We start from the raw sequence: 24,022 nt of genomic DNA on the forward strand, positions 1-24,022 counted from the left end.
CGCTACTCCGAACGCCAGCCGCCGCGGCGGAGCATGCTCCACCAGACAGCAAGAATAATGACGAAGCCCTGCGCGATCATGAACAGGACCGGATCGACGCCCATCAGCACCATGCCGTTGCGCAGCGTCGCGACGAACAGCACGCCCAGCACGGTGCCGGCCATGCGCCCCGCGCCTCCCCCCAGCGTGGTGCCGCCGACGATCACCGCAGCGATCACATCGAGCTCGAGCAAATCGCCAACCGACGCGCTGCCGCTGTTCAGACGTGCTGTGAAGAGGACGCCGCCGAGCGCCGCAAGGCACTGCACGATCACCAGCACGTAGAGCCGCATCCGGTTCACGCGAATGCCGTAGCGTGCAGCCGTCACCGGATTGCCCCCGAGTGCGTACAGGTGACGGCCGAAACGGGTGTGCGACAAGGTCAGCCACCCCAGCGCCACAACCACGACCGTGATGAGAACCGGCACGGGCAGACCGAGTGCGCTGCCGAACCACAAGGACGCGAGCGCATCGGGCATCGGCCCGATATTGGTGCTGTCGCTGAGCAGGAAGGCAATGCCGCGCAGCGCCGATAGCAGACCGATCGTCGTGATAAAGGAAGGAATGCCCCACAGCACGCGCAACCCACCAATGAAGAGGCCGATCACCGCTGCGACCGCCAACACGCACAGAACGGCCAGCGGCATTGGCACGCCCTCCTTGACGACCAGCAGCGCGAACACGGTGCCGGACAATCCCACGCTCGCGCCAACGGACAGATCGATCTCGCCCGCGATGATCACCATTGTCATGCCGACCGCTATGATTGCCGTCACCGACACCTGGGTCAGGATCGACACGACGTTGTCGATGCTCGCGAAGTGCGGCGCGACAAAGCTGAACAGCACGAAGAGCGCGACCAGCCCGAGCCCGACGCCGAGCTCCGTGCGCCACGTATTCAGGATGGCTCGCGACGGTGCGACGCGACTGGCCACCGCCGCCGCCTCGACAGTCGAATGGGTCGCAGTCAATTGGCTTCTCCCACGACACACGACGCCCACCCGACCGTAGTCAGACGCTCGTCCGATGCGCGGCGAACCCAGACCTCGAGCTCGGCGCGCCGGCGGCCGTCCGCATCACGCACGAGACCGGTGACGACACCCGCGATCGTAATCGGGTCGAACACTTCGAGCGGTGCGACGAACTTGAGCTTGAACCAGCCCGCGCTGAACCATGCGGCACCGAACGCGTGCACCATCGCTTCGCCGACGAGCCCCGCCTGCTGCTGGCCCTGCACGATGAGCGTCGGCAACTCGCCCGCCCGCGCGATACGCAGATCGTTGTGGATGTTGTGAACGTACTCGCCGATGCGCGAGAACACCGCAGCCTGCTCCGCCGTCACGACCTTCGGCAGCGGCCGCAGCACGTCCCCCACGCGCGCGTCCCCGGTCACCGCGTCTATCACGCGGGCATCGCGCGGCACCTCGCCGGTCACGCGCTTTTCGGGCGCCGTCTCGCTGCCTCGTCCGCCGATCGCGCCCGGCACCGTGCGCAGGATCTCAACGCCGCGATGCCGCACAATGCTGCGCCCGTCCTCGCCGCGCGCCTGCGCCTCCATCACGACATAGCCCTGCCCGCGCCGTTCGTAGGCTTCGACGTAGCTGCCGGACATCGTCACTTTCTCGCCGAGCTTCAGCGGACTGTCGAACCACATCTGCTCCTCGGTATGGAAGCCGACGGTCCTGCTCGCGCGGTAGCGCGTCGTGAAGAGCTGCACCAGGTCGTTGCCGAGCAGACATGGCTGACCGATCCGCGCACCCCCGAACGGACTCGCGCCGTCGGTCAGATACCACGGATGATAGTCGTCCTGAGTGAACGAGAAACGCTTGATCTTGTGATCGTCGACGGTGATGGTGACAGGACCGAGTGCTTCGGGAATCTCCAGATTCTCGAAGACGGGCTCCTTGAGCCCCGCTTCCAGGTCCTCCACACCAACGGCGCGGCGCGGATCGGTCAGGTCGCGCCAGGGCGACAGCGGTTGCATGGTATTCATTCGCTCTACCTCGCGGTTACAGTTGCGGCTACGGTGCGACTTCGGTTGCTTCAGGCAGTCAGACCCATCGCATCCAGACGCGAAGGCGCGAGCTTCGCCTTGCCCGTCGCGGGATCGTAGTACTCCAGAACGTTTTCGCGCGAAATCATCGGCGCCTTGAAGGCGATGGTGTTCGGCGTCGGCTTCTTTTCGAGCACGCGTGCGGCAGCCTCGACGCCTTCCACCCCGAACGGGTGGTAGGACATGACCATCGCCAGTTCGCCGTCGTAGATCGCCTTCAGCGTTTCCGCGGCAACGCCGTCGTAACCCGTCACGAACATTTCCTTCTGCCGCCCGGCTTCGCGGATCGCCTGGATCGCGCCGAGCGCCATGTCTTCCGAATGCGCGTAGACGGCATCGATCTTCGGATGCGCCTGCAGCATGTCTTCCATGCCCTTCAGCGCCTTCGCGCGGTCGTAGTTGGCCATCACGCGGCCCACCACCTTGATGCCCGGCTGTTTGTCCACGACCTCGTGCCATCCCTGGCCGCGCGCCTGGTTGACGGTCGAACCGGGCGAACCGTCGATCTCGATCACGGTGCCCTGCCCTTTCAACCGGTCGACGAAATACTGGCCAGCGGCGCGCGCCGAGGCGAGCGTATCGACGCTCAGATACACACTCCATTTCGCACCGCCCACCAGCCCCGAACTCAATACGATCACAGGGATGCCCGCGCGATTGATTTCGAGTACCGCAGGGGTGATGGCCTCCGAGAAGTACGTGCTGATCAGTATCGCGTCGACACCTCGCGTGACGAGATCCTCGAGATCGCTGACCTGCTTCGCGGGGCTGTTGGCCGCGTCGAGCACGACGGTCTTCAGACCGAGTTTCGTGGCGGTATCCACCACGCCTTCACGCTGTTCGCGGATCCACTCGGTGGTCACGTACGACTGCGAGAAGCCGATGGTTTTGCCCGCCACGGGCGACTGCGCGTGCGCGAGCGTCGCGAGCCACGGCGAGAGCGCCACGCCGCCAAAGCTCATCGCGCCGAGTTTGAGAAGCTGCCGCCGGTTGAGGGCGAACGTCGGTTTGTTTGTGGACATGCTTGACTCCGATATCTAGCGTTTGCGAATGACGCTGACGATGACCGCCACGATGATGATCACGCCCTTGAGGAGCATCTGCGAGTAAGGCGAGATGCCGATGAGGTTCAGGATGTTCGAGAGGAACGCGAGAATCAGCACGCCGATCACGGTACCGCGCACGGAGCCGACGCCGCCGTCGAACGTCGTACCGCCGATCAGGCAAGCTGCGATCGCGTCGAGCTCGTAGAGCTGCCCCGAATTCGGATCGCCGACCCCGAGGCGCCCGGTCAGCACCAGTCCGCCCAGGCCCGCGAGCAGACCGCTGACCGCGTACACCCAGATCTGCACCGTGCGGGTACGGATGCCGGACAGCCGTGCCGCCTCCTCGTTCGCGCCGACCGCGTAGATCTCGCGGCCAAAGACGGTATGGCGCAGCACGACGTGGCCGATTACCGCGCACAGCGCGAACACGATCACCGGGACCGGCACGGGACCGATGTACCCCGAACCGAGAAACGCCACCGCGGCGGGCATCTGCGACACGACGACCGGGCTGCCGTCGGAATACGTGTAGACGAGACCGCGCGCGAAAATCATCATGCCGAGCGTCGCGATAAAGGGCTGCAGGCGCATCGTCGTGATCAGCACGCCGTTCACGACGCCGAGCGCAGCCGTGGCGAGCAGCGGAACGACTGCCCAGCCGAGCGCGCCTTTCGACACGAGCCCCGCCATCAGCACACCCGACACGCCGACGAGCGAGCCGACCGAGAGGTCGAGCCCGCGGTTGAGAATCACGAAGGTCATGCCGATGCTGACGATCCCTACCATGCTGGAGCCGCGCAGCACGTTGAAGATGTTGACGATGCTGAGGAAATGCGGCGAGAGAATGCCGCCGATCACGAGCAGCGCGGCCAGCGCGATCAGGTTGCTCCAGGTGACGCTGTGCGCAAGCATCCTGCGCAGCCATCCCGGCTGAGCTGCCGGCGCATGTTGCGACAGGGCCGCGACGTTCGATTCGGGTTCGAGCTCAGACATGACGGGTTTCGCTCCGACTGTTCGGGACCGCGAGCTGGATCACGGCGTCTTCCGTGGCCTCGGCGGCGATCAGTTCGCCGCGCATGCGGCCTTCGCACATCACCAGAATGCGATCGCTGATGCTGATGACCTCGGGCAGCTCGGACGAGATCATCAGAATCGCGTAGCCCTGGTCCGCCAGCTCGTGGATGAGGGTATAAATCTCGCGCTTCGCACCGACGTCGATACCGCGTGTGGGTTCGTCGAAGATCAGCACGCGCGAGCCCTGCATCAGCCAGCGGGCGATCACGCATTTCTGCTGGTTGCCGCCGCTCAACTGGCCGGCAGGCTGCTCGACCGAGGTCGTCCGGATCCGCAGCTTGCCGACATACGATTGCGCTTCGCGACGCTCGCCGGCTGCATCGATGAAACCCGCGCGCGCCACCGATCGGCGCGCGGCGAGCGTGATGTTCTGCTGGATCGACAGCGGGCGCAGCACGGAATCGCGACGGTCTTCGGCCAGGTAGGCAATGCCGCGCGCGACGGCCTGCGCCGGGTTCCGGAAGGTCACTGCCTGCCCGTCGAGCAGCAGGTCGCCGTGGGTCGCGCGCTCGGCGCCGCACAGCACGCGAGCGAGTTCGGTGCGCCCCGCGCCGACGAGTCCGGCCATACCGACGATCTCGCCGCGCCGCAGACACAACGACACGTCCGAGAAACCGGGCCCGCTCAGGCTTCTTGTCTCGAGCACGGGTTCGCCGGGATGCGCTACGCGGCGCGGTGGAAAGTGCGAACCGAGGTCGCGGCCGACCATCAGGCAGATCAGTTCGTCTCTCGTCGTGTCGGGCACTGCCTTCGTGACGACGTTGCGTCCGTCCCGCAGCACGGTCACGCGCTGGGCGATGTCGAAGATCTCGTCGAGGTGGTGGGAGATGTAGATGAACGCGACGCCGCGCGCGCTCAGCCGCCGCATTACCGAAAACAGCACGCGGGTTTCGACCGGCGTGAGGCTTGCGGTCGGTTCGTCGAGCACGATGACGCGCGCGTTCTGCGTGATCGCCTTCGCGAGCTGGACCAGTTGCCGCTGCGCAACGCTGAGCCGGCCCACCGTTTCCGCCGCGCCGAAGGACGCACCCACGTCCTGCAACGCCGCCTCGACCCGCGCGCGCATCGACGCCGCGTCGAGCCATCCGCCGCGCCGCGCAGGCAGGCGTCCCATCAGCACGTTCTCCGCCACGCTCAGCGCTTCGGCGACCTTCGGCTCCTGGTGCATCATCGCGATGCCGACACTGAGCGCTTCGCCCGGATCGCGAAAACGCTGCGCGCGGCCGTCGACGTGAATCTCTCCCGCGCTCGGCGGCAACGCGCCGCTCAGGATGTTCATCAAGGTCGATTTGCCTGCGCCGTTCTCGCCGATCAACGCATGCACCTCGCCGGACTTGACGTCGAGCGACACCTCGCTCAGCACCGTGTTGTTCGCGAAGCGCTTCGTAATCGAGCGCGCGGACAGCAGCTCTACCGCCTCCGTCATACCTCCTCCTGGTTTGCCTGCCGCTTTGCGCGGTCAGTTCACACGCGTTTCGGCCTACACCACGCCTGCTTCGCGCAGCGCAGAGATTTCGTCCGGCGACAGGCCGAGCCAGCCGGACAGCACTTCGTCGACATGCTGCCCAAGCAGCGGCGGCGGCGCGAATGCGGGCGGGTGGTCGCCCACCCGTACCGCCTGCCCGTGCATCGGCACCGGGCCCGCTTTCGGATGCTCGACATCCACGATGTAGGCGGCCTCCCGCATCAGCGGGTCCGCCACAATGTCCGCGATGCTCGCGACTCTGGCGGCAGGCAGCTCCGCAGCATTCAGGCGGCGCGCCGCTTCCTCCGCGGGCAGGCTCGCAACCCATTCGGCAGCAATCGCCTCGACGGCTTCGACATTCGCGCGGCGCGCGGCAAGCGTCGAGAAGCGTGAATCGCCGAGTAGATCGGGGCGGCCGATCAATGCCGCGAAGCGTTTGAACATCGGCTCGCCGCCCGCGATCACGTGCACCCATTTGCCATCCGCCGCACGGAAGGTGTTCGAAGGCGCCGTATAGCGATCCCGGTTGCCCGTGCGCGTGAGCAGCGTGCCCTTGACCACATACTCGGGAATCGCGGTCATCAGCAGCGACGTGGCCGCGCCCATCAGGCTCGCGTCGACGAGTTGTCCTTCACCGGTCCGCCGCCGCTCTTCGATCGCAGCGAGAATGCCGACGCATGCATAGAGCGCAGTGCTGTAGTCCACCACGAAGGTACCCGCCATGGTCGGCGGTCCGTCGGGCGAACCGGTCAGGTCCATCAACCCGGAATTCGCCTGCGCGATGCCGTCGAAACACGGTTCGCCAGCGCGCGGACCGGATTGTCCATAGCCCGAGATGCGGGCCATCACGAGACGCGGATTGAGCGCATGCAGGTCGTCCCACCCACACCCCATCTTCTCCATCGTGCCGGGGCGAAAGTTTTCGATCAGCACATCGGCTTCGCACGCCAGACGTCGAAGCAGGTCCTGTGCAGCCGGGTTCCGAAAGTCCAGGGTAATGCCCCGCTTGTTGCGATTGAACATCAGGAAATAAACGCTCTCGCCCTCGATATTCGGCTCGAGCGCACGGCTGTCGTCTCCTTGTCGCGGACGCTCGACCTTCACCACGTCCGCGCCCAGATCGCCCAGCACACTGGCGCAATGCGGCCCGGCGATAAAGCGCGAAAGATCGAGCACCTTGAGTTCCGAGAGCGGTTGCGACATGGGTTCTCCGTCCTGTTGGCTGCCCTGCTCCACGCGTGGCAGCGGTCGTTTGCGATAGCCCTGCACGTGCGCGCACGCACGCATGCGGGCTGCTCAGGCGCGCAGCAGCGCGTGCCCGGGATCGATTTGCGAACGTATGACCTCAAGCTGTTCGCTCGATGGCTCAGGCGTCACGGTCAGATCGGAGGACGCCTCCACCTCGAAACCCATCAGCGCGCGAACCTCGTCGCGCGTCACGCCGGGATGCAGCGAGCGCAGCCGCATCGCACCGCCTGCACCCGAGAAATCGAACACTGCCTTGTCGGTAACGCACAACTGCGGACCCGGTCCGGGAAGCGCGTAGTACTTGCGACGCACGCCATTGCGCTGATGTCCGAAACTCGTCACGTAGTCCACCGCTTCGACGAATGTGCGCCGTCCCAGGTCGGCGACGATGATCGGTTTGCGCACGAATGCGAGGTGCTCGGGCTGTGCGAGACAGCCAATCAGCCGTTTGTGCAACGCGCCCGCTTCGTCGTCGATGCGCGTGATATTCAGGTTGCCGAAACGATCGATCTGCGCCGCCGATTCGAACGATACGTCGAAGCGGCCGCGGCCGAGCATGTCGATCTTCTGCGACGTTTCGGTGAGCTGTGCCGCGCAAGGCCAGCGCGTGAACGCGTCCTGCTGCCAGACCGCCGGCATCCTCCCGAGATCGGGACCGAGCAGATTGCCCCAGTAGAGCGACGCATGCGGCGCATGATCGAGCTGTGCAAGACGCGTGGCGGCGACAGGAATGCCGACTGCGAGCGTGAAAGGCCGCCCTGCCGTGCCAACGCCGACGAACACGAGATCGTCGTCACTGATCTCGCGGGCGATCACGCACGCCATCAGTTCGTTGATGGTGAAAGTCGGGCTCATCGCGGCTCCGCGTGCACAGCGAGCCGGCCGGTCAGCGCCTCGACGCCGCCACATTGCGCGAGATAACCGTCATGCGAGTGTGCGCCGAACACATAGCGCTGCAGATAGTCGCGCGCGCCGGCGTCGCCCGAGCACTGGTCGACGTAGTCGCGCAGATGCGCTTCGTCCTCGTCGTGAATCGTGTCGCATGCGAGAGGATGCGCGCCGAAAGGCGTCTCGACTACGGCCTCGACCCATTCGGCCGGGATGTAGGTGAGATTGGGCGTTGCCCGGACGGCGTCATGCGAGACGATGCGCTCGACCGTCACGATCAGGCGGCGCGATCCGCGCGCGATGATCTGGTCGATGTCATCAGCATCACGTGCGACAGGCCATTGCACGTTGCCAAAGCAATCGGCCGCATAGCCGTGAATGATGGTGAAATCCGCGTCGATGGCGCGCACTGCTGCATACGGCTCGCCGGTAAACGGGCACGCGAACTCGGTGACGATCGAGTTGTCCTGACGTGCCATGTCGGTGCCGAGGATCGCTTTCACAGGCATGAAGCTCGTGCCGTGAGCAGCGGCAAGAAAGCGGGCCACGATCGAGGATTCCGGGAAATCGCGGACTTCCACCTCCCCCGACTCCACCGCGCGGCGGAAATTCGGTGCGAGCCCGTGCCAGAACATGCCGACATAGGCGCCCTCGAAGCGCCTGAGCAGACGGGCAGCGGCAAGCATGTCGACAGAGAAACCGGTCGCGAAGGCGTACACCGTGAGCTCGCCGATCCTCTGACGGATCAGTTCGCGCACCGCTGCATTCGGCTGACGACGCATGATGTTGCCGCCCAGCGCAATGCTGCTGCCTCCAGGAATACGGGCGATGGCCTCCGACAGGCGTACCAGTTTGTCTCGCATGCTTGCTCTTGATAAGCCGCTTCTTTCCGCGCATCGAAAAAATCCTCGAATGCGTCTTTTCCTGCGAAAGAAACGTTTTTATTAACGTTGAAGCCGACTATAGAAACGTTTTTATTTTGTGTCAAGAAAGGGTTTGCGCGCAGGGCCGTGGATCCTTATCCAATCGGCTGCACGGGTGTGCATGCCCTGTTCGAGGCGCGCCGATCTCGCACGACGGCTTCGATTCGTTTTGGCGAAAGCTCGCGTGAAAGACGCGCGCGACGACGCACCCATCGTTCGACGGATCGTTACGCCGGGAGAAAATGGAGGATTGGGACTGGCGGCTGTTGCCGCGAGCGCAGCGTGTCAGCCCGCCTTGACCCGGGTGCGTTTTTTGAGCGCCGGCCCGGTCGAGCCGCGTACGACGAGGCGCATCGGGAACAGCACCTGTTTGGCCTTCTTGCGGTTGTTCTTGATCCGGTCCATCAGCAGTGTGGCGGCCGCCGCGCCCATTTCGCGCCGCTGCAGCGCGATGGTCGTGAGATTGATCGGCGCGTACGAGGCCAGTTCGATATCGTCGAGGCCGATGATGGACAGTTGTTCTGGAATGGCGATCCTGGCTTCGTGCGCTGCATTCATCACGCCGATCGCACTCATGTCGTTCGCGGCGAGAATGGCGGTGGGCGGATTGCGCAGGGCGAAAAATTCTTTCGCGGCGCGATACCCGCCCTCCACGTGATAGTTGCCCTGCACGATGAGGCTCGGATCGTCGTCGATGTGCAACCGCTCGACCGACTGCTGGAACGCGACCATCCGCTCGTCGGCCGTGCTCGACTCTGAAGGACCGCGTATCAGACCGATACGCGTGTGACCGAGCTTGACGAGGTGCTCGACAGCGGCGGAAATGCCCTCGTTGTTGTCGGCTCCCACATAGTCGTCCTGATGCTTGCGCGAGCGGCGCTGCAGGAACACGAACGGCGTGCCGGAATCCAGCAGTTCGCGAACGAGAGGCGGTTCGCTGTACTGCGAGAGCAGAACGAGACCGTCCACGCGACGATCGAGCAGCACCTTCATCTGCGTGATCTGCTTCTCCAGCACGCCGTCGGTGTTGCACACCAGCAGACTGCACGACTCGCGGTCCGCGACATCTTCTACGCCGCGCAGAAAATCGGGCGATGAAGGATTCGACACGTCCGCGAGCAGCACGCCGAGTGTGAACGTGCGCTGCATCCGCAACGCGCGGGCCACCACCGATACGCGATATCCCATGCGGTCGGCGATCTCCTGGATCCGCACGCGGGTGGATTCCTTGACGATTTCCTTGCCGGCCAGCGCGTTCGATACGGTCGACAACGCGACACCGGCTTCACGCGCGACATCGTGGATCGAAACCTTGGGCTTTGCGGGACTGTTCTTTTTGGTCACGGGACGTTCCGACCTGCCGTGCGACGCACGGTCTCACGGGTAATTGCAGATGCGGCTATTGTACTCAATCGTCCAGCACGAAAAAAACGTTTTCGTTCGGGCGGGAACCGGAGCCCGCGGGTTTGCCCCGCGGTTGCCCTGCGGTTACCTAGTCCCGGCCACGAATGCGCGTGAGGTCCGCGTGGCGTGTCTCCGGTGCGATGAACGCGCACATCCCGCCGACCAGCACACAGGCAATGGTGGTCGCCGCAAGCGGCCACGGGTCGCCATGCGACCACACGAGCAGGCCTGCGGACGCCATCGGCCAGAGACCGATCACGATGCTCGGCACCTGAGCGGCCAGCGAGATTCCCGTGTAGCGGACCCGGGTGCCGAACAGCTCCGAGAAGAAGCTGGGCTCCACCGCATACGTCGCCCCCACGCCCAGCGTATAAGCGAGGAAGTACATCACATACACCATCGGGATGTTGCCGATGCGCAGCGCCCAGAAGAACGGGAAGATGGTGATCACGCCCGCGGCCGTGCCGAGCATGAACGTCCAGCGCCGGCCGATGCGGTCGGACAGCCGTCCGAAGAAGAAGAACGCGTAGATACCGCCCGCCGCCGCCAGCGTGCCCGCCCAGAGGATGTGCACGTCGGGTGTCTTCGTGTAGTGCGTCGCGTAGGCAAGGCCGACGGTAAGCGTCATGTAGCCGAATACGCCTTCGCCGAGTCGCATGCCCATGGCCAGCAGCAGCGGCTTGAAGAAGCGCACGAACACGACGGAAATCGGCAGCTTCGACGCGTCGTCGACGATCTGCGCGGCGGTGCTGCCGTCGTCATGCGCATCCCGCTTCGCTTCGATCTGGCGCCTTGCTGCCTCGAAGGCGGGTGTTTCGGTCAGCCGCATCCGGATGAAGAGACCCACCACCACGAGCGCGATGCTGAGCAGGAACGGCACACGCCAGCCCCACGCCATCAGGTCGTCATGCGACATGCGCGCGACGACGGCGAACACGCCGGTCGCCATGACGAGACCAATCGCGTTGCCAACCTGCGGCACGCTTCCGTAGGTGCCGCGCTTGCCTTCGGGCGCGAACTCGACCGCGACCAGCGACGCGCCGCCCCATTCTCCGCCCACGCCGAAGCCTTGCAGCAGGCGCAGTATCACCAGCAGGATCGGCGCCCAGATGCCGATCGACTGCGTGGTTGGCAGACAGCCGATCAGGAAGGTGGCGATACCCATCATCATGAAAGTGATGACGAGTGCCTTCTTGCGGCCCAGCCGGTCGCCGATATCGCCAAAGACGATGCCGCCAAGCGGACGCACGACGAAGCCGACGCCGAGAATCGCGAACGACTTGATCGCACCCATCATCGGAGAATTGCCCGGGAAAAACAGGCTGCCGAATACCAGCGTCGAAGCCGTGGCGAAGATGAAGTAGTCGTACCACTCGACCGCCGTACCGACCAGACTCGCGAACACGGCGCGCCGCAGCAGTGCCGCGCGCTCCCTCCCGGACATCGACAACGCGCTCGCCTCCCGCGATTGGTCCATCTCGCCGGTCGCGAGACTCATCGACGTACTGCCTGACTTCATCACGTCTTCCTCCTGTTATCCGGGCGGTGGCGGCTCGACATCGCGCATGCCCCGAAGCGCGGCCTGTAACCGGCCAGCCAGAGCGCCGCCACCCATGATCGGCTTCAATATTTCACCAAAGCCAATGTACCAATAAAAACGTTTCTATAGCAGGGTTTTCTCGTCTTCCCTGGGTAAATACCGAGCGCCTCGCATGCCGCTACGCATGCCACAGACGCGCCGACACCCCACCGTCCACCAGCAGCGTGGTGCCGTTCACGAACGAAGCGTCTTCGCTGGCGAGAAACGCAATCGCGCTCGCCACTTCATCGGGCTGACCCAGACGACCGAGCGGCTGAAACGTTCGCATGCGGTCGAGCGCCTGATCGGGATCGGCGACCGTATCGAGCCAGTTCTGCAGCATCGACGTGTGGATCACGCCGGGCGCCACCGCATTCACGCGAATACCGTGCGCGGCGAGCTCGACTGCTGCGCTGCGCGTGAAGCCCGACAAGCCCGCCTTCGAGGTGGCGTAGGCGGTGAAATCGCCGATCGTCGCACCCGCGTGAAACGAGGACACGTTCACGACCGACGGCACGGCGCTCTTCAGCAGATGAGGATGCGCGGCCCTCAGGAACAGCCATGACGAGCGCAGGTTGACCGACTGCACGCGCTCCCACTCGTCGACGGTCATGTCGACGAGTGATCGCAGCAGCGAAATGCCGCCGTTGTTGACGACCGTATCGAGCGAGCCGAAGCGGTCGATGGCCAGTTGCACCGCTGTGGCCGCCGTTGTCTCCTGCGCGATGTCGCCCTGCAGAAACACCGTCTGCTCGCCGAGTTCGTCCGCCAGTGCGCGGCCCGACTGCGCGACATCGACCAGCACCACGCGGTGTCCGTCCCGCACGAAGCGGCGCGCGGTAGCAGCGCCAATGCCGTTCGCCGCGCCCGTCACGATCGCGGTCCTTGCCTTTTCGTTCCTGTTCACGACTCGTCCATCCATTGTCCGGTGAAGTTGGGGCGACGACAGCCGCCGGCTGGCAGCGATCCTGCCGCGGCGACGTTCAGGTTGTCTTGCGGCTGTACGCCAGTACCGCGAGCAGCAGGATCACGCCTTTGACTGCAGGTTGAACGAGCGCCGAGATGCCGACGAGATTCATCGTGTTGTCCACCAGCGCAAGAATCAGCACGCCGATGAAGCCCGCAACCAGGTTGCCCTGGCCTCCTGTCAGGCTGACGCCGCCGACCGAGATCGCGGCGATCGAATCGAGCGGCAGCCACACGCCGGTATGAGGATCGCCGTAGCCTACGCGCATCGCGAACAGCAGCCCCGCCGCCGCGGCGATGGTCGAGCCGGTGGCATAGGCCGCGAGGCTCACCTGCTCGACCGGAATGCCCGCGAGGCGTGCGGCACGGCGGTTGCCGCCGATCGCGAACGTGAAGCTGCCGGTCGCGGTACGCAGATACAGCGAGCCGAGACCGAGCACTGCAAGCGCGGCCCAGAACGCCAGAGGCAGGCCAGCAAGCTTCTCGCTGTAGAAGTCGAGCATGGCGTGGGGAATGTGGCGTCCACCGGCCGACGTGTCGACCGTGCCGCCATGGCTCCACAGCTTGGCGACCGAGTAGCCGATCTGCATCGTGCCGAGCGTTACGACGAACGCAGGTAGGCGCACGAAGGTGACGAGCAGTCCGTTCACGAGACCGAACACGCAGCCCGACAGCAATGCCGCGAAACAGGCGAACACGGGCCCCGCGTCCAGTGCGCTCACGAACACCACGCTCGACAGCGCGATCACCGCGCCGACGCTCAGATCGATGCCCCCGGTCGCGATCACAAAGAACTGCGCGGTGACGAGCACCAGCAGGATCGACTCCTGCTGGACGACGTCGAGCAGGTTGGACGGCCGCAGCAGAATGCCGCCCGACGCGAGCGTGCCGATCAGCACGACGCCGGCGAGAATGCATGCGAGCCGCAGCGTCGCGCCATGCGCGCCGAGCGGTGCGGCCCAGGCGCGCGTCGCGCCTGCGGTGCGACCGGAGCCCGCGCCGGTGTTGGCGTTGGAAGTCGTCATGCGTGCACCCTGCCCTTGAAGCGGAACTGGTTGAACTGGCTCAATGCCAACGCCAGCAGAACGATGGTGCCCTTCACCGCGCCCTGCAGATCCGGCGTGAGGCCCGAGAGATTGATCGCGCTGTCGAGCACGCCGAGCAGCAGCACACCCGCAACGAGCCCCGACACGCGGCCCACGCCGCCGAACAAGCTGGCGCCACCGATGATGACCGCCGAGATGCTGACCAGCTCGTAGCCGGTGCCCGCGAGCGGATGACCCGTACCCATCCGCGACGCCATCAGCACGCCGCCGAGGCCGCCCGCCAGGCCCGACAGGCCGTACACGACCAGCTTCACGCGCACGATGCGCAAACCCGTCAGTCGCGCGTTTTCCTCATGCCCGCCTACGGCGTAGATCGCGCGTCCGAGCGGCCAGCCGGCGAGGAATGCTGCCATGGCCAGCGCACACAGCAGGAAGAACAGGAACGAAACCGGTACGTCGAACAGACGCAGACTCGCCAGCGACATCAGGGTGGCGTCGCCCAATGGCACCGGCTGCGCGCCCGTCACGGTCAACGACAGGCCGCGCGCAAGACTCATGGTGCCGAGCGTGGCCACGAACGGCGGGATGCGCGTGAACGACACGATGAGACCGTTGAGCACGCCCACCGCGATGCCGACCGCCGCGGCAGCCGCGATTCCCGCCGGGTAACCCAGCGATGCGCTGACCATCGCGCACGCCACTGCACCAAGGCCGATCACGGACCCTTGCGACAGGTCGATGCCGCCTGTGACCACCGCGCAGAACTGACCGAGCGCGATCAGTCCGATCACCGAGTACTGGAAAGCAATCGCCGAAAGATTGAAGCGCGACAGAAACGGCGGCTCGAACCAGGCTGCACATGCAACCAGCACGACGAGCGCGATCAGCGTGCCGTGCTCGCCCAGTCCGCGCAGCCTCGCGAGAAAAGATGGCGGGTTCATGCAATGGCTCCCTGTTCCGTTGTCGGCGGACGGCGGCCCTCGGTGGTCTGGAAGGCCAGTGCCATCACCACCTCCTCGGTCGCTTCGTCCGCACTCAATTCGCCGGCGATCCGCCCCTTCGCCATCACATAGATGCGATCCGATTGCGACAGCACTTCGGGCAGGTCCGACGAGATCAGCAGCACGCCGAGCCCGTTCGCCGCCAGTCCGCGAATCATGTCGTAGATCTCGCTGCGCGCCCCGACGTCCACTCCTCGCGTGGGTTCGTCGAGAATCAGGAACCGGACGCCCGCCGCCAGCCAGCGGCCCAGCACGACTTTCTGCTGGTTGCCGCCGCTCAGTCTCGCAACGAGCGCCGCCGGATTGCGCGGCTTGACCGCCGTTGCGGTCATGCTCGCGCTCACCTCGCGTCCCACACGCGACCAGTGCACGAGACCCGCGCGCGCGACCTTGCGCACCAGCGTATAGCCGACGTTCTCGCCGATGCTGCGGGTCAGCACGAGGCCGTCGAGCTTGCGGTCCTCGGGGACCATGCCAATGCCGAGGCGCACCGCGTCGAAGGGCGTGCGCGGTGCGATCTCGCGGCCGGCCAGCCGGATCGTTCCCTGCGTTGCGACGTCAGCCCCGAAGATCAGGCGAGCCACTTCCGTGCGGCCCGCACCGACGAGACCCGCCATGCCGACGATCTCCCCTTCGCGCACCTGAAGCGACACGTCCTTCACGGCCACGCCGTCGCCCAGATGACTCACTTCGAGCAGCACCGGCGCATCGACTTTCGCGACGCCACGTTCGGTGCGGACCACGTCGCGGCCCACCATGTCGCGCACGAGGCGGTCGTGGCTGTAGTCCGCGATCGGCCCGGAGCTCGCGACGATGCCATCGCGCAATACCGTGACCCGGTCTCCGATCTCGAAGATCTCTTCCATGTGATGCGAAATGAAGATGATCGCGATGCCGCGCTCGCGCATGCGCCGTATCAGCTCGAACAGCGCACGCGTCTCGGCCCCGGTGAAGACGGCGGTCGGTTCGTCGAGAATCAGTACCCGGCAATCGTTGGTGAGCGACTTCGCGATCGCGATCATCTGCTGCTGTGCGATCCCGAGTTCCCTGACCGGCCGCTCGAGGTTCGCGCTCACGTGCATCGAATCGAGAATTTCCTGCGCGCGCGCCCGCATCTTTCGACGGTCGATCAACCCGAACCTGCGTTGCGGCGCGCGGCCCAACAGGATGTTCTCCGCGCCGCTCAGGTTCGGAATCAGATCCAGCTCCTGGTAGATCGTCGCGATGCCGAGTTCGCGCGCCGCGGCGGGTGTCAGGCGCGCGAAGTTCGAACCTCGCGCGCGCAGATCGGCCCCGTCGAACACGATCTCGCCCGAATCGGCGTGATGCGCACCCGACAGGATCCGGATCAAGGTCGACTTGCCCGCGCCGTTCTCCCCCATCAGGCAATGCACCTCCCCCGGATTGAAATCGCAGGAGACGCCCTTGAGCACCTTGACCGGCCCATAGGCTTTGCTGACGTCGCGCAACGACAGGACGGGTGTGATCGTATTCATGCCGGACTCAGAACTTCAGGCCCTTCGCCTGGATCGATTTCAGATACGCGAGCGCCTGGTCCTTCTTGTCGGCGTCGAACACCTGGATCTGCAGCCCTTGCTCCGGCTGCACCTTCTGCCCGGCCAGCAGCTTCTTTACGTTGTCGACCACGTCCTGACCGAAGTAAGGCGGCGTCTGCGTCTCGCGTGCGATTTCGCCGCGCGTGACGGCTTCGATCGCCTGGATCTGGCCGCCCTCGCCGACGATGTTGCCCAGCAGTTCGGTACGCCCCGCGGCCTTGATCACCTGGATCGCGCCCATCGTCTCGTCGCTGTAGTCCGACCAGACCACGTCGATCGAGCCCTTCGGATAGCGTTGCAGCAGATCCTGCATCGCCTTGATGCCGCCTTCCTTGGTGAACTGCGCATTCGGCGAAGCAATGACCTTGATGTCCGGATAGTTCTTCATCACCGAATCCCAGCCCGCGCGCGCATCGGCCACGGTCGACGCACCCGGAATGCCTGCGAGACGCACGACGTTGCCCTTCGGCTTGCCATATTTGGCCTTAAGCAGTTCGACCGTCTTTTCGGCGAGCAGCTTGCCGGACGCCGCATGACTCTGCACGATCGCGACCTTGTACTCGCCCGTGCCCGGCGCGACCGACAGCTTCCGGTCGATGACGATCATCGGCACGCCCGCGTCGTTCGCCATCTGCACGGCGGGCGCCAGCGCGACCGATTCGATCGGCGAAACAACGATCACGCTCGGCGACTGCGCGAGCAGATTCTGGATGTCGGACAACTGCTTGGCCGGGTCGTTGTCCGCCGACGTGCTGATCAGCTTCCAGCCCGCGGCCTTCACGTGCTCCTGCATGTCGCGCTGACAGGTCTCCTTCCAGTCGTTGCTCAGGTCCGATAGCGCGAACGCAACCGTTACAGGCTTGTCCGCGAACGCAGGCGCGCTCGCACCGATCATCCAGCACATACCGGCTGCCGACAGCAGCGCCGTTGCCCATCTCCTGCTCGATACCATCTCCGTCTCCGTTTTCGGGGTTATAGGTGTGCCGTCATCGCCGGTTCCCCGCTGGTTTCCGGCTTGTTTGCATCGGCACACTGCGATGTGGCGAATCTCCGCGGCGTGTGGCGCCGAAGGGACTACGCCGTGGTCAAGCTGCTCTCTCCGTCGCCGAGCGCGATCTCGAATACCCGCAAACCTTCGCGCGTCGTGCGACACGGGAATTTCGTTCCCAGACGGTCTTCATGGACCGGCACGACGCGGCGCGGATCACCGCCCGCGAGCCGCACCATCTGGTCGATCGAAAACAGGATCTCGGTGTGACTGCCGACGGCGAGACCGATCGGCAGGTATTCGGGATCGGACGCATCGCGTCCGACCAGATTCTCGAAGCAGTACACGTTGTCGCCGGCGAAAATCCAGTTGTCGTCGCTGTCGCGCCTGCCGTCGTTTCGCACGCGGACGAACATCGAGCCCCACGTATGGGTGTCGAATGCCGCATGCAGATCGATGCCGGACAGCACGTCCTCCACGTCGCCGTTCACGCATTTCAGCCGGCCCTGGCGGGCGAGATCCACCGCCCGGAGGATGTCGGCCGGATCGGTCGCGCTCATCAGGAAGCGGAAGCGCCGGTCGAGCGCCATCGCCCACACCCATTTCGACAGTTCGCGCTCCTGAATGTAGAACGTGGCGTTCGGGAACGCTTCGATGCCGCCCATATGGTCGTAATGCGCATGCGTGAGGAACACGTGCGTCACGTCCTCGGGCGTGACGCCGCATTCGGCGAGCACGGTTGCGGGCGAGCGCCAGTTGACGATGTCGAACTCCTCGGCAAGCACGGCGCCATAATCCTTGCGATTGAAACCCACGTCGATCATGGCCACCACGCCGGAGCCCTTGATGAGCACATAGGCGAACGGGATCCGTCGCGTGCCCTCGTTGTGCGCCGCGTAGATCTGCACGCTGACTGGAACCGCTTCGATATAGCTGTATTCCAGCACCCAGATCGAATACCTCGACATCGCTCAGTCTCCCTTTGCGAAACGCGCGTGACACGCACAGGATTCGGAAACGGACACGAGTTCGAGACCGGGAAGACACCCCGCCGCGAACCGCAATTCCTGCAGCGTGTTCTGCAGGCGCCCATAGATCTGGGCGAGGTCCTGCGTCGGCTGGGCCACTCGTGCCGAACCCGCGGCGCGGATGGACGACAGCGCTGCCCGCAGCGCTTCGGCCGCATCGGACAGGTGAAGATGTCCGTGCCTGCCCCCAGCCGGCACTGCAAGCTCCGACAGGCGCTCGCGAACTTCGCGCTCGCTCTGTTCCACCACGGCGAGCATCGGATGGGCGGTGGCGCCGGAGCTGCCGCTAGCGACCAGCACCAGGATGGCCGCGGTCTGGGACGCGGCGTCGCGCAGCAGTTCGAAGGTGGACTGGACGCGCAGGAGATACGCGATCAAGGCATCGTTGAGCGTGACATCGTGCTCAGGGGCATAGCTCCCAGCGCAATGCTCTCCATGTGCCTTCGTATTCGCGGCGGCATGACGCTCCAGACCGTCTGGCATCTCCTGGAGAAACGGATGTTCCGCAGACATCATTGGCACTCCACATCGTATGCATGACAACCTTGTCTCTCGAACGAGTCGCAGGCGATCACTGTCTCCGTAGCCGCGCGCTTCGAACCCCGCGTGCGACCTCCTCTTTTCGCGCAATTCCGGTGGCTGTCGATCACGAAAGTGAAAGCGAGCCTCGACCGTCGATGCAATCTAGCATAAAAACGTTATTATAGAAACGTTTTTATTTTCGGGTGTTCCCTGGGAATCAGCCCGTGCCGGGCTGTCCGGCAGGACCTGAGGCCTCGCGTCCCGGATCGATGTCACAGGCGCTCCCGACAACGCCCGACATATCAGTAGTTACCCTGAAATAAAAACGTTTTTATAATAACGTTTTTATGATAGATTGAACTGGTGACCCGTCTGCTGCCGACGCACCGCACGACTGTGCCGATGCGAACGCGTGGCGGGTTAGGGAGCGGGTCTGCAGACGAGCGGACCGGCACCGGTTCAACCTCATCGTGCAAACACGCTTCGCATTGCTGCCGCGCACCGTGCGGGCGCATCTCATGCAGACATCGCGAAGCCATCATGGAGAAAGACTTGATGCAGTCCAATCAGGCGGAAGTCGACGCGCTTCAGAAGAAGACCGTGGCGCAGGTATTTGCTGCGGCGCTCAAGCGTCATGGGGTCGAGGTCATATTCGGCCAGGCCATTCCGGCGGCGTTGTTCCTCGCGACGCCCGAGTACGGGATTCGCCAGGTCGGCTACCGCACCGAAAACGCAGGCTCCTACATGGCGGACGCCTATGCCCGCCTCACCCACAAGGTACCGGTCGTGACCGCGCAGAACGGGCCGGCCGCCACGCTGCTGGTGGCAGGGCTCGCGGAAGCGTACAAGGCGTCCATACCGGTCGTGGCGATCGTGCAGGACGTCCATCGCAAGCAGACCGACAAGAACGCGTTCCAGGAGCTCGATCATCTCGATCTGTTCAAGGGCGCCGCCAAGTGGGTGCGCCGCGTGACCGAAGCCGACCGGGTGGACGACTATGTCGACATGGCCTTCACGGCTGCTGCGTCCGGCCGTCCCGGGCCGGCCGTGCTGATCGTCCCCATCGATCTGTTCGTCGAGCCGGCGCAGGTCACCGCGCGCACGCATGCGAGCAACCTCGGCAGCTTCCCGCTCGATCGCAGCGTGGCCGCGCCCGACATGATCGAAGCCGCCGCGGACCTGCTGGCCAATGCCCGCGCGCCGCTCGTCATCGCGGGCGGCGGCGTGCATACGTCGGATGCCGCGGCGGAACTCGCCCGGCTCCAGGAGACGGCTTCGCTGCCGGTCGCGACGACCGCGATGGGCAAGGGTGCCGTCGACGAAACCCATCCGCTTTCGGTGGGCGTGGTGGGCTACTTCATGGGGACGCGCGGCCGTACGCGTCACCTGCGCCCGCTGGTCGAAGACGCGGACGTCATCGTGCTGGTGGGCAACCGCACCAACCAGAACGGCACCGATAGCTGGAGCCTGTATCCGGCCAACGCGCGCTACATCCACATCGATATCGACGGTCAGGAAATTGGTCGCAACTACGACGCGTTGCGGCTCGTCGGCGATGCACGGCTGTGTCTCGCCGCATTGACGGACGCGCTGGCACGGCGCGATCTCGCGAAACGCACGGAGCAGCGCGACGCGCTCGCCAGCACGATCGCCGACGGGCACGCGAAATGGCAGGCTGACATGCGCACGGCGGTCGATCTCGACGCGACGCCGGTTCGCCCGGAGCGGCTGATGGCCGATCTCGACAGCATCCTGACGCCAGAGACCGTCGTCGTGGCCGATGCGAGCTACTCGTCGATCTGGGTCGCGAATTTCCTGACCGCGCGCGGCGTGGGCACGCGCTTCGTCACGCCTCGCGGCCTCGCCGGCCTCGGCTGGGGCCTGCCGTTCGCGCTCGGCGCGAAGATGGCGCGCCCGGGTTCCCCGGTGTTCGCGCTGGTCGGCGACGGCGGCTTCGCTCACGTGTGGTCGGAACTGGAAACGGCGAAGCGTTCCGGACTCAATCTCGTGCTGGTGGTGCTGAACAACCAGATTCTCGGCTACGAAAAGCACGCCGAGAAAGTCTTCTTCAACGACTACTCGAACGCCTGCGATTTCGAACCGGTGGATCACGCCGCGATTGCGCGCGCGTGCGGTTGCGAGGGTATACGCGTCGAGCGTCCGGACGAGTTCCTGCCCGCGCTGAAGACCGCGTTCGCCACCAACGGCGTCACGGTGATCGACGTGGTGACCGACCAGACTGCGTATCCGCCGGTCACCGTTTTCGAAGAGCGGGCCGCCCTGCGCTACTGATCAATCGAAGCGTCATGGCGGCAGGCAATGCCGCCGCGACGCGGAGGAGACACTACGTGAAGAAACTCCTGAACCGCCCGGACGCGTATGCGGACGAGGCACTCGCCGGCCTGTGCGCCGCTCACCCCGGCATCTATCGCCAGCTCGGCGAAACGGGGCGTGTGATCGCGCGCGCGAAGCCGACGCGCGCCGGAAAGGTCGGCGTCGTGTCGGGCGGAGGTTCCGGTCATCTGCCCACTTTCACCGGCTACGTCGGCGAGGGGCTGCTCGATGCCTGCTCGGTCGGCAACGTGTTCGCCGGTCCGGCCGTGCACGACTGCATGACCGCCGCCACGGCCGCCAGTGGCGGGAAAGGCGTCCTGTTCCTGTACGGCAACTACGGCGGCGACAAGATGAACTTCAACATGGCCGCCGAGATGCTGGAACTCGAAGGCATCGCCACGAAAACCGTGCTGATCGCGGACGACGTCGGCAGCGCCCCGCGAGCCGAGCGCGAGAAGCGCCGCGGTGTCGCGGGCCTGATCTATCCGTACAAGGTGGCCGGCGCCGCGGCCGAACTCGAGAGCGCCACGCTGGAAAGCGTCGCCGCGATCGCGCAGAAGGCCGCGGACGCAACGGTGACGATCGGCGTGGCGCTGACCCCTTGCACCGTGCCCGAGGCCGGAGAACCGACCTTTTCGATCGGCGACGGCGAAATGGAGCTCGGCATGGGCATTCACGGCGAACCGGGCATCCAGCGCGGACCGATGATGAGCGCGGACGCCGCCGCCGACACGATGCTCGGGCAGCTGCTCGACGACAGCAGCATCGGCAAGGGCGAGCGCGTTTCGGTGCTGGTGAACTCGCTCGGCGCGACGCCGCTCGAGGAGCTCTACATCCTCTATCGCCGCGTCGCCTCGAGGCTGGACGAACGAGGCATCGAAATCGTGCTGCCGCGCGTGGGCCGCTACGCGACTTCGATGGAGATGACCGGCGCTTCCCTCTCGTTGTGCCGGCTCGACAGCGAACTGGAAACGCTGCTGCGCGCGCCAGCCGTCTGTCCTTACTGGAGTGCCGTATGACCCCGATGACCACCGAAGAGATCGCGGCCGCGCTGCTGCGCTGCGCCGACCAGGTGGACAGCTTCGCGCCCGAACTGAACCGCCTCGACGCCCAGCTCGGCGATGGCGATCTCGGCGCGACGCTGCAGAAGTGCGCGGTCCAGATCAGGTCCGCGCTGGCGACGCCCGCCGGCTCGCCCGACGAACTGTTCCGCCAATGCGCGCTTGCCTGTACCCGCGCCTCGGGTTCGAGCTTTGGTACATTGCTGGGTGTCGCGTTCATTGCGTGTGCGAAGCAGACCGCCGGTCAGACGGCGCTCGCGCCCAATGCGCTGCCCGCGCTCCTCAAGAGCGTGCTCGACGCGTTGATCGCGCGCGGCGGCGCGGCGCTCGGCGACAAGACCGTGCTCGATCCGCTCGCCGCCGTCCAGACCGCGATCACGGGCCACGCCGATCGGGCCAGCCAGTACCGGGCCGCGGTCGACGCGGTCGACGCGACACTGGCAACCTATCGCGGCAAGCCCAACCGGATCGGACGTGCGCGGATGTTCGCCGAGCGCTCGATCGGACTCGACGATCCGGGCATGGTGGCATTCCGATGCCTGTTGCACGCGATCGCATAGACAAAATCAACTATCCCGGAGACATCAGGAATGGCAGGCGCGCTGGAAGGCATCAAGGTACTCGATCTCTCGCGTTACATCGCTGGTCCCATGTGCGCGATGCAGCTGGCGGACATGGGCGCCGACGTGATCAAGGTGGAACGCACGGGCAAAGGCGAAGACACGCGGCAAAATCTGCCGCAGATAAATGGCGAGAGTCTCTATTTCATGACGTTCAACCGCAACAAGCGGAGCGTCGCGCTGGACTTTCGCAATCCCAAAGATCAGGAAACGCTGCGCCAGCTCGCGAGCAAAGCCGATGTGCTGATCGAAAATTTTCGGCCCGGTACCATGGAAAAGATGGGATGCGGCTGGGACACGCTGCAAGCGCTGAACCCACGGCTCGTGATGGTGCGGATCTCCGGATTCGGACAGACTGGTCCGCTCGCCAGGCGTGCCTGCTTCGACGCAATCGCGCAGGCCATGAGCGGGCTGATGAGCATGACAGGTCAGTCGGATGGACCGCCTACGCTGGCGGGTACGTTCATGGTGGACTACACCTCCGCGCTCTATGCGACCATCGGTACGCTTAGCGCCCTGCACAGCCGCCAGACTTCCGGAAAGGGACAACTCGTCGAGGCCACGCTGCTCGAAAGTGCAGCGAGCCTGCTGCTTACCGCGATCCCGCAGCAGAAGCAGCTCGATAACACGATGTCCCGTTGCGGCAACCTCGATCGCTACACCGCTCCGGTCAACAGCTACCAGACGTCGGACGGCCGATGGGTGTATCTCGCGGCCGGCACCGATGCGCTTTTTCCGCGACTGGTGAGCGCAATGAAGCAGCCGGGGCTGCTCGACGACGAGCGCTTTGCCACGGCGCATGCACGGCTCGCCAACGGCCTTGCCATCGACGCGGTGGTGGCCGAATGGGTCAAGGGCAGGACTGCCGATGCGGTGGTCGAAGCCATGGACGCGGCGGCCGTGCCGTGCGCCAAGGTCGCAACGATCGACGAAGTCGTCCAGAATCCGCAGTTGCAGGCGCGCGGCCAGATCGTCGACATCGATCACCCTGTCGCCGGGCGCTATACGACGCACGGCGTGACGGTGAAGCTTTCCGACACGCCGGGTTCGGTACGGCGACCACCACCGACCGTTGGGCAGCACAATGAAGAAGTGCTGCGCGAATGGGGCGTGAATTGAGTGCCCTGGTTTGGGCGACGTGTCTCTGACAGCGGGAAAGCGGGGGATGATTGGACGTTTCT

21 protein-coding genes are annotated in these 24,022 nt (G+C 65.1%); 4 read left to right on the plus strand and 17 right to left on the minus strand.

The features are described 5' to 3' along the window. Positions 1-2: 2 nt before the first annotated feature. From V8683_RS05910 to V8683_RS05990, 17 genes are all read right to left on the minus strand, one after another. Positions 3-1,010: an ABC transporter permease gene (locus V8683_RS05910; RefSeq protein WP_411189404.1), complete on the minus strand. Its 1,008-nt coding sequence runs from the start codon at positions 1,008-1,010 to the stop codon at positions 3-5. Beyond that, on the minus strand, positions 1,007-2,032 hold the full coding sequence (locus tag V8683_RS05915) for a hypothetical protein (protein WP_411189403.1): 1,026 nt from the start codon (positions 2,030-2,032) through the stop codon (positions 1,007-1,009). The genes V8683_RS05910 and V8683_RS05915 overlap by 4 nt, the downstream gene beginning before the upstream one ends. Positions 2,033-2,082: 50 nt before the next feature. Continuing rightward, complete coding sequence (locus tag V8683_RS05920) at positions 2,083-3,114, minus strand: substrate-binding domain-containing protein (protein ID WP_411189402.1); 1,032 nt, start codon at positions 3,112-3,114, stop codon at positions 2,083-2,085. Positions 3,115-3,129: 15 nt separating this feature from the next. Continuing rightward, positions 3,130-4,131 carry an ABC transporter permease gene (locus V8683_RS05925; RefSeq protein WP_411189401.1) on the minus strand — a complete coding sequence of 334 codons (1,002 nt, stop codon included), beginning with the start codon at positions 4,129-4,131 and terminating at the stop codon, positions 3,130-3,132. Then, positions 4,124-5,638, minus strand: coding sequence for a sugar ABC transporter ATP-binding protein (locus V8683_RS05930; RefSeq protein WP_411189400.1), 1,515 nt, complete (start codon positions 5,636-5,638; stop codon positions 4,124-4,126). Before V8683_RS05930 ends, V8683_RS05925 begins: the two co-directional genes overlap by 8 nt. A gap of 54 nt (positions 5,639-5,692) precedes the next feature. Then, on the minus strand, positions 5,693-6,880 hold the full coding sequence (locus tag V8683_RS05935) for a CaiB/BaiF CoA transferase family protein (protein ID WP_411189399.1): 1,188 nt from the start codon (positions 6,878-6,880) through the stop codon (positions 5,693-5,695). A 93-nt stretch (positions 6,881-6,973) separates the two neighbouring features. After that, positions 6,974-7,780 carry a CoA-transferase subunit beta gene (locus tag V8683_RS05940; protein WP_411189398.1) on the minus strand — a complete coding sequence of 269 codons (807 nt, stop codon included), beginning with the start codon at positions 7,778-7,780 and terminating at the stop codon, positions 6,974-6,976. Beyond that, on the minus strand, positions 7,777-8,676 hold the full coding sequence (locus V8683_RS05945) for a CoA transferase subunit A (RefSeq protein ID WP_411189397.1): 900 nt from the start codon (positions 8,674-8,676) through the stop codon (positions 7,777-7,779). Before V8683_RS05945 ends, V8683_RS05940 begins: the two co-directional genes overlap by 4 nt. 345 nt (positions 8,677-9,021) lie before the next feature. Then, positions 9,022-10,080, minus strand: coding sequence for a LacI family DNA-binding transcriptional regulator (locus tag V8683_RS05950; RefSeq protein ID WP_411189396.1), 1,059 nt, complete (start codon positions 10,078-10,080; stop codon positions 9,022-9,024). Positions 10,081-10,228: 148 nt separating this feature from the next. Beyond that, entirely contained in the window at positions 10,229-11,659 is a 1,431-nt protein-coding gene (locus V8683_RS05955) for an MFS transporter (RefSeq protein WP_411189395.1), read from the minus strand. A gap of 199 nt (positions 11,660-11,858) precedes the next feature. Then, a complete protein-coding gene (locus V8683_RS05960) occupies positions 11,859-12,626 on the minus strand; it encodes an SDR family NAD(P)-dependent oxidoreductase (protein WP_411189394.1) in 768 nt (255 codons plus the stop codon). Positions 12,627-12,702: 76 nt separating this feature from the next. Continuing rightward, complete coding sequence (locus V8683_RS05965) at positions 12,703-13,710, minus strand: ABC transporter permease (RefSeq protein ID WP_411189393.1); 1,008 nt, start codon at positions 13,708-13,710, stop codon at positions 12,703-12,705. Then, positions 13,707-14,672, minus strand: coding sequence for an ABC transporter permease (locus V8683_RS05970; RefSeq protein ID WP_411189392.1), 966 nt, complete (start codon positions 14,670-14,672; stop codon positions 13,707-13,709). Before V8683_RS05970 ends, V8683_RS05965 begins: the two co-directional genes overlap by 4 nt. Further along, positions 14,669-16,228 carry a sugar ABC transporter ATP-binding protein gene (locus V8683_RS05975; RefSeq protein WP_411189391.1) on the minus strand — a complete coding sequence of 520 codons (1,560 nt, stop codon included), beginning with the start codon at positions 16,226-16,228 and terminating at the stop codon, positions 14,669-14,671. Before V8683_RS05975 ends, V8683_RS05970 begins: the two co-directional genes overlap by 4 nt. A gap of 7 nt (positions 16,229-16,235) precedes the next feature. Continuing rightward, complete coding sequence (locus tag V8683_RS05980; protein WP_411189390.1) at positions 16,236-17,240, minus strand: substrate-binding domain-containing protein; 1,005 nt, start codon at positions 17,238-17,240, stop codon at positions 16,236-16,238. Between the two features lie 122 nt (positions 17,241-17,362). After that, complete coding sequence (locus tag V8683_RS05985; RefSeq protein ID WP_411189389.1) at positions 17,363-18,244, minus strand: N-acyl homoserine lactonase family protein; 882 nt, start codon at positions 18,242-18,244, stop codon at positions 17,363-17,365. A gap of 3 nt (positions 18,245-18,247) precedes the next feature. Continuing rightward, positions 18,248-18,820 carry a hypothetical protein gene (locus V8683_RS05990; RefSeq protein WP_462847775.1) on the minus strand — a complete coding sequence of 191 codons (573 nt, stop codon included), beginning with the start codon at positions 18,818-18,820 and terminating at the stop codon, positions 18,248-18,250. Between the two features lie 561 nt (positions 18,821-19,381). Between V8683_RS05990 and V8683_RS05995 the strand changes: the two genes are divergently transcribed. From V8683_RS05995 to V8683_RS06010, 4 genes are read left to right on the plus strand one after another with little or no spacing between them, the layout of a single operon-like run. Further along, complete coding sequence (locus V8683_RS05995) at positions 19,382-21,118, plus strand: acetolactate synthase catalytic subunit (RefSeq protein ID WP_411189387.1); 1,737 nt, start codon at positions 19,382-19,384, stop codon at positions 21,116-21,118. Positions 21,119-21,174: 56 nt separating this feature from the next. Beyond that, on the plus strand, positions 21,175-22,179 hold the full coding sequence (locus V8683_RS06000) for a dihydroxyacetone kinase subunit DhaK (protein ID WP_411189386.1): 1,005 nt from the start codon (positions 21,175-21,177) through the stop codon (positions 22,177-22,179). Then, complete coding sequence (locus V8683_RS06005) at positions 22,176-22,781, plus strand: DAK2 domain-containing protein (RefSeq protein ID WP_411189385.1); 606 nt, start codon at positions 22,176-22,178, stop codon at positions 22,779-22,781. The genes V8683_RS06000 and V8683_RS06005 overlap by 4 nt, the downstream gene beginning before the upstream one ends. 30 nt (positions 22,782-22,811) lie before the next feature. Continuing rightward, positions 22,812-23,960, plus strand: coding sequence for a CaiB/BaiF CoA transferase family protein (locus tag V8683_RS06010; RefSeq protein WP_411189384.1), 1,149 nt, complete (start codon positions 22,812-22,814; stop codon positions 23,958-23,960). The last annotated feature ends 62 nt before the right edge of the window (positions 23,961-24,022 follow it).

The sequence above is a fragment of the Paraburkholderia sp. AV2 genome (assembly GCF_054968425.1).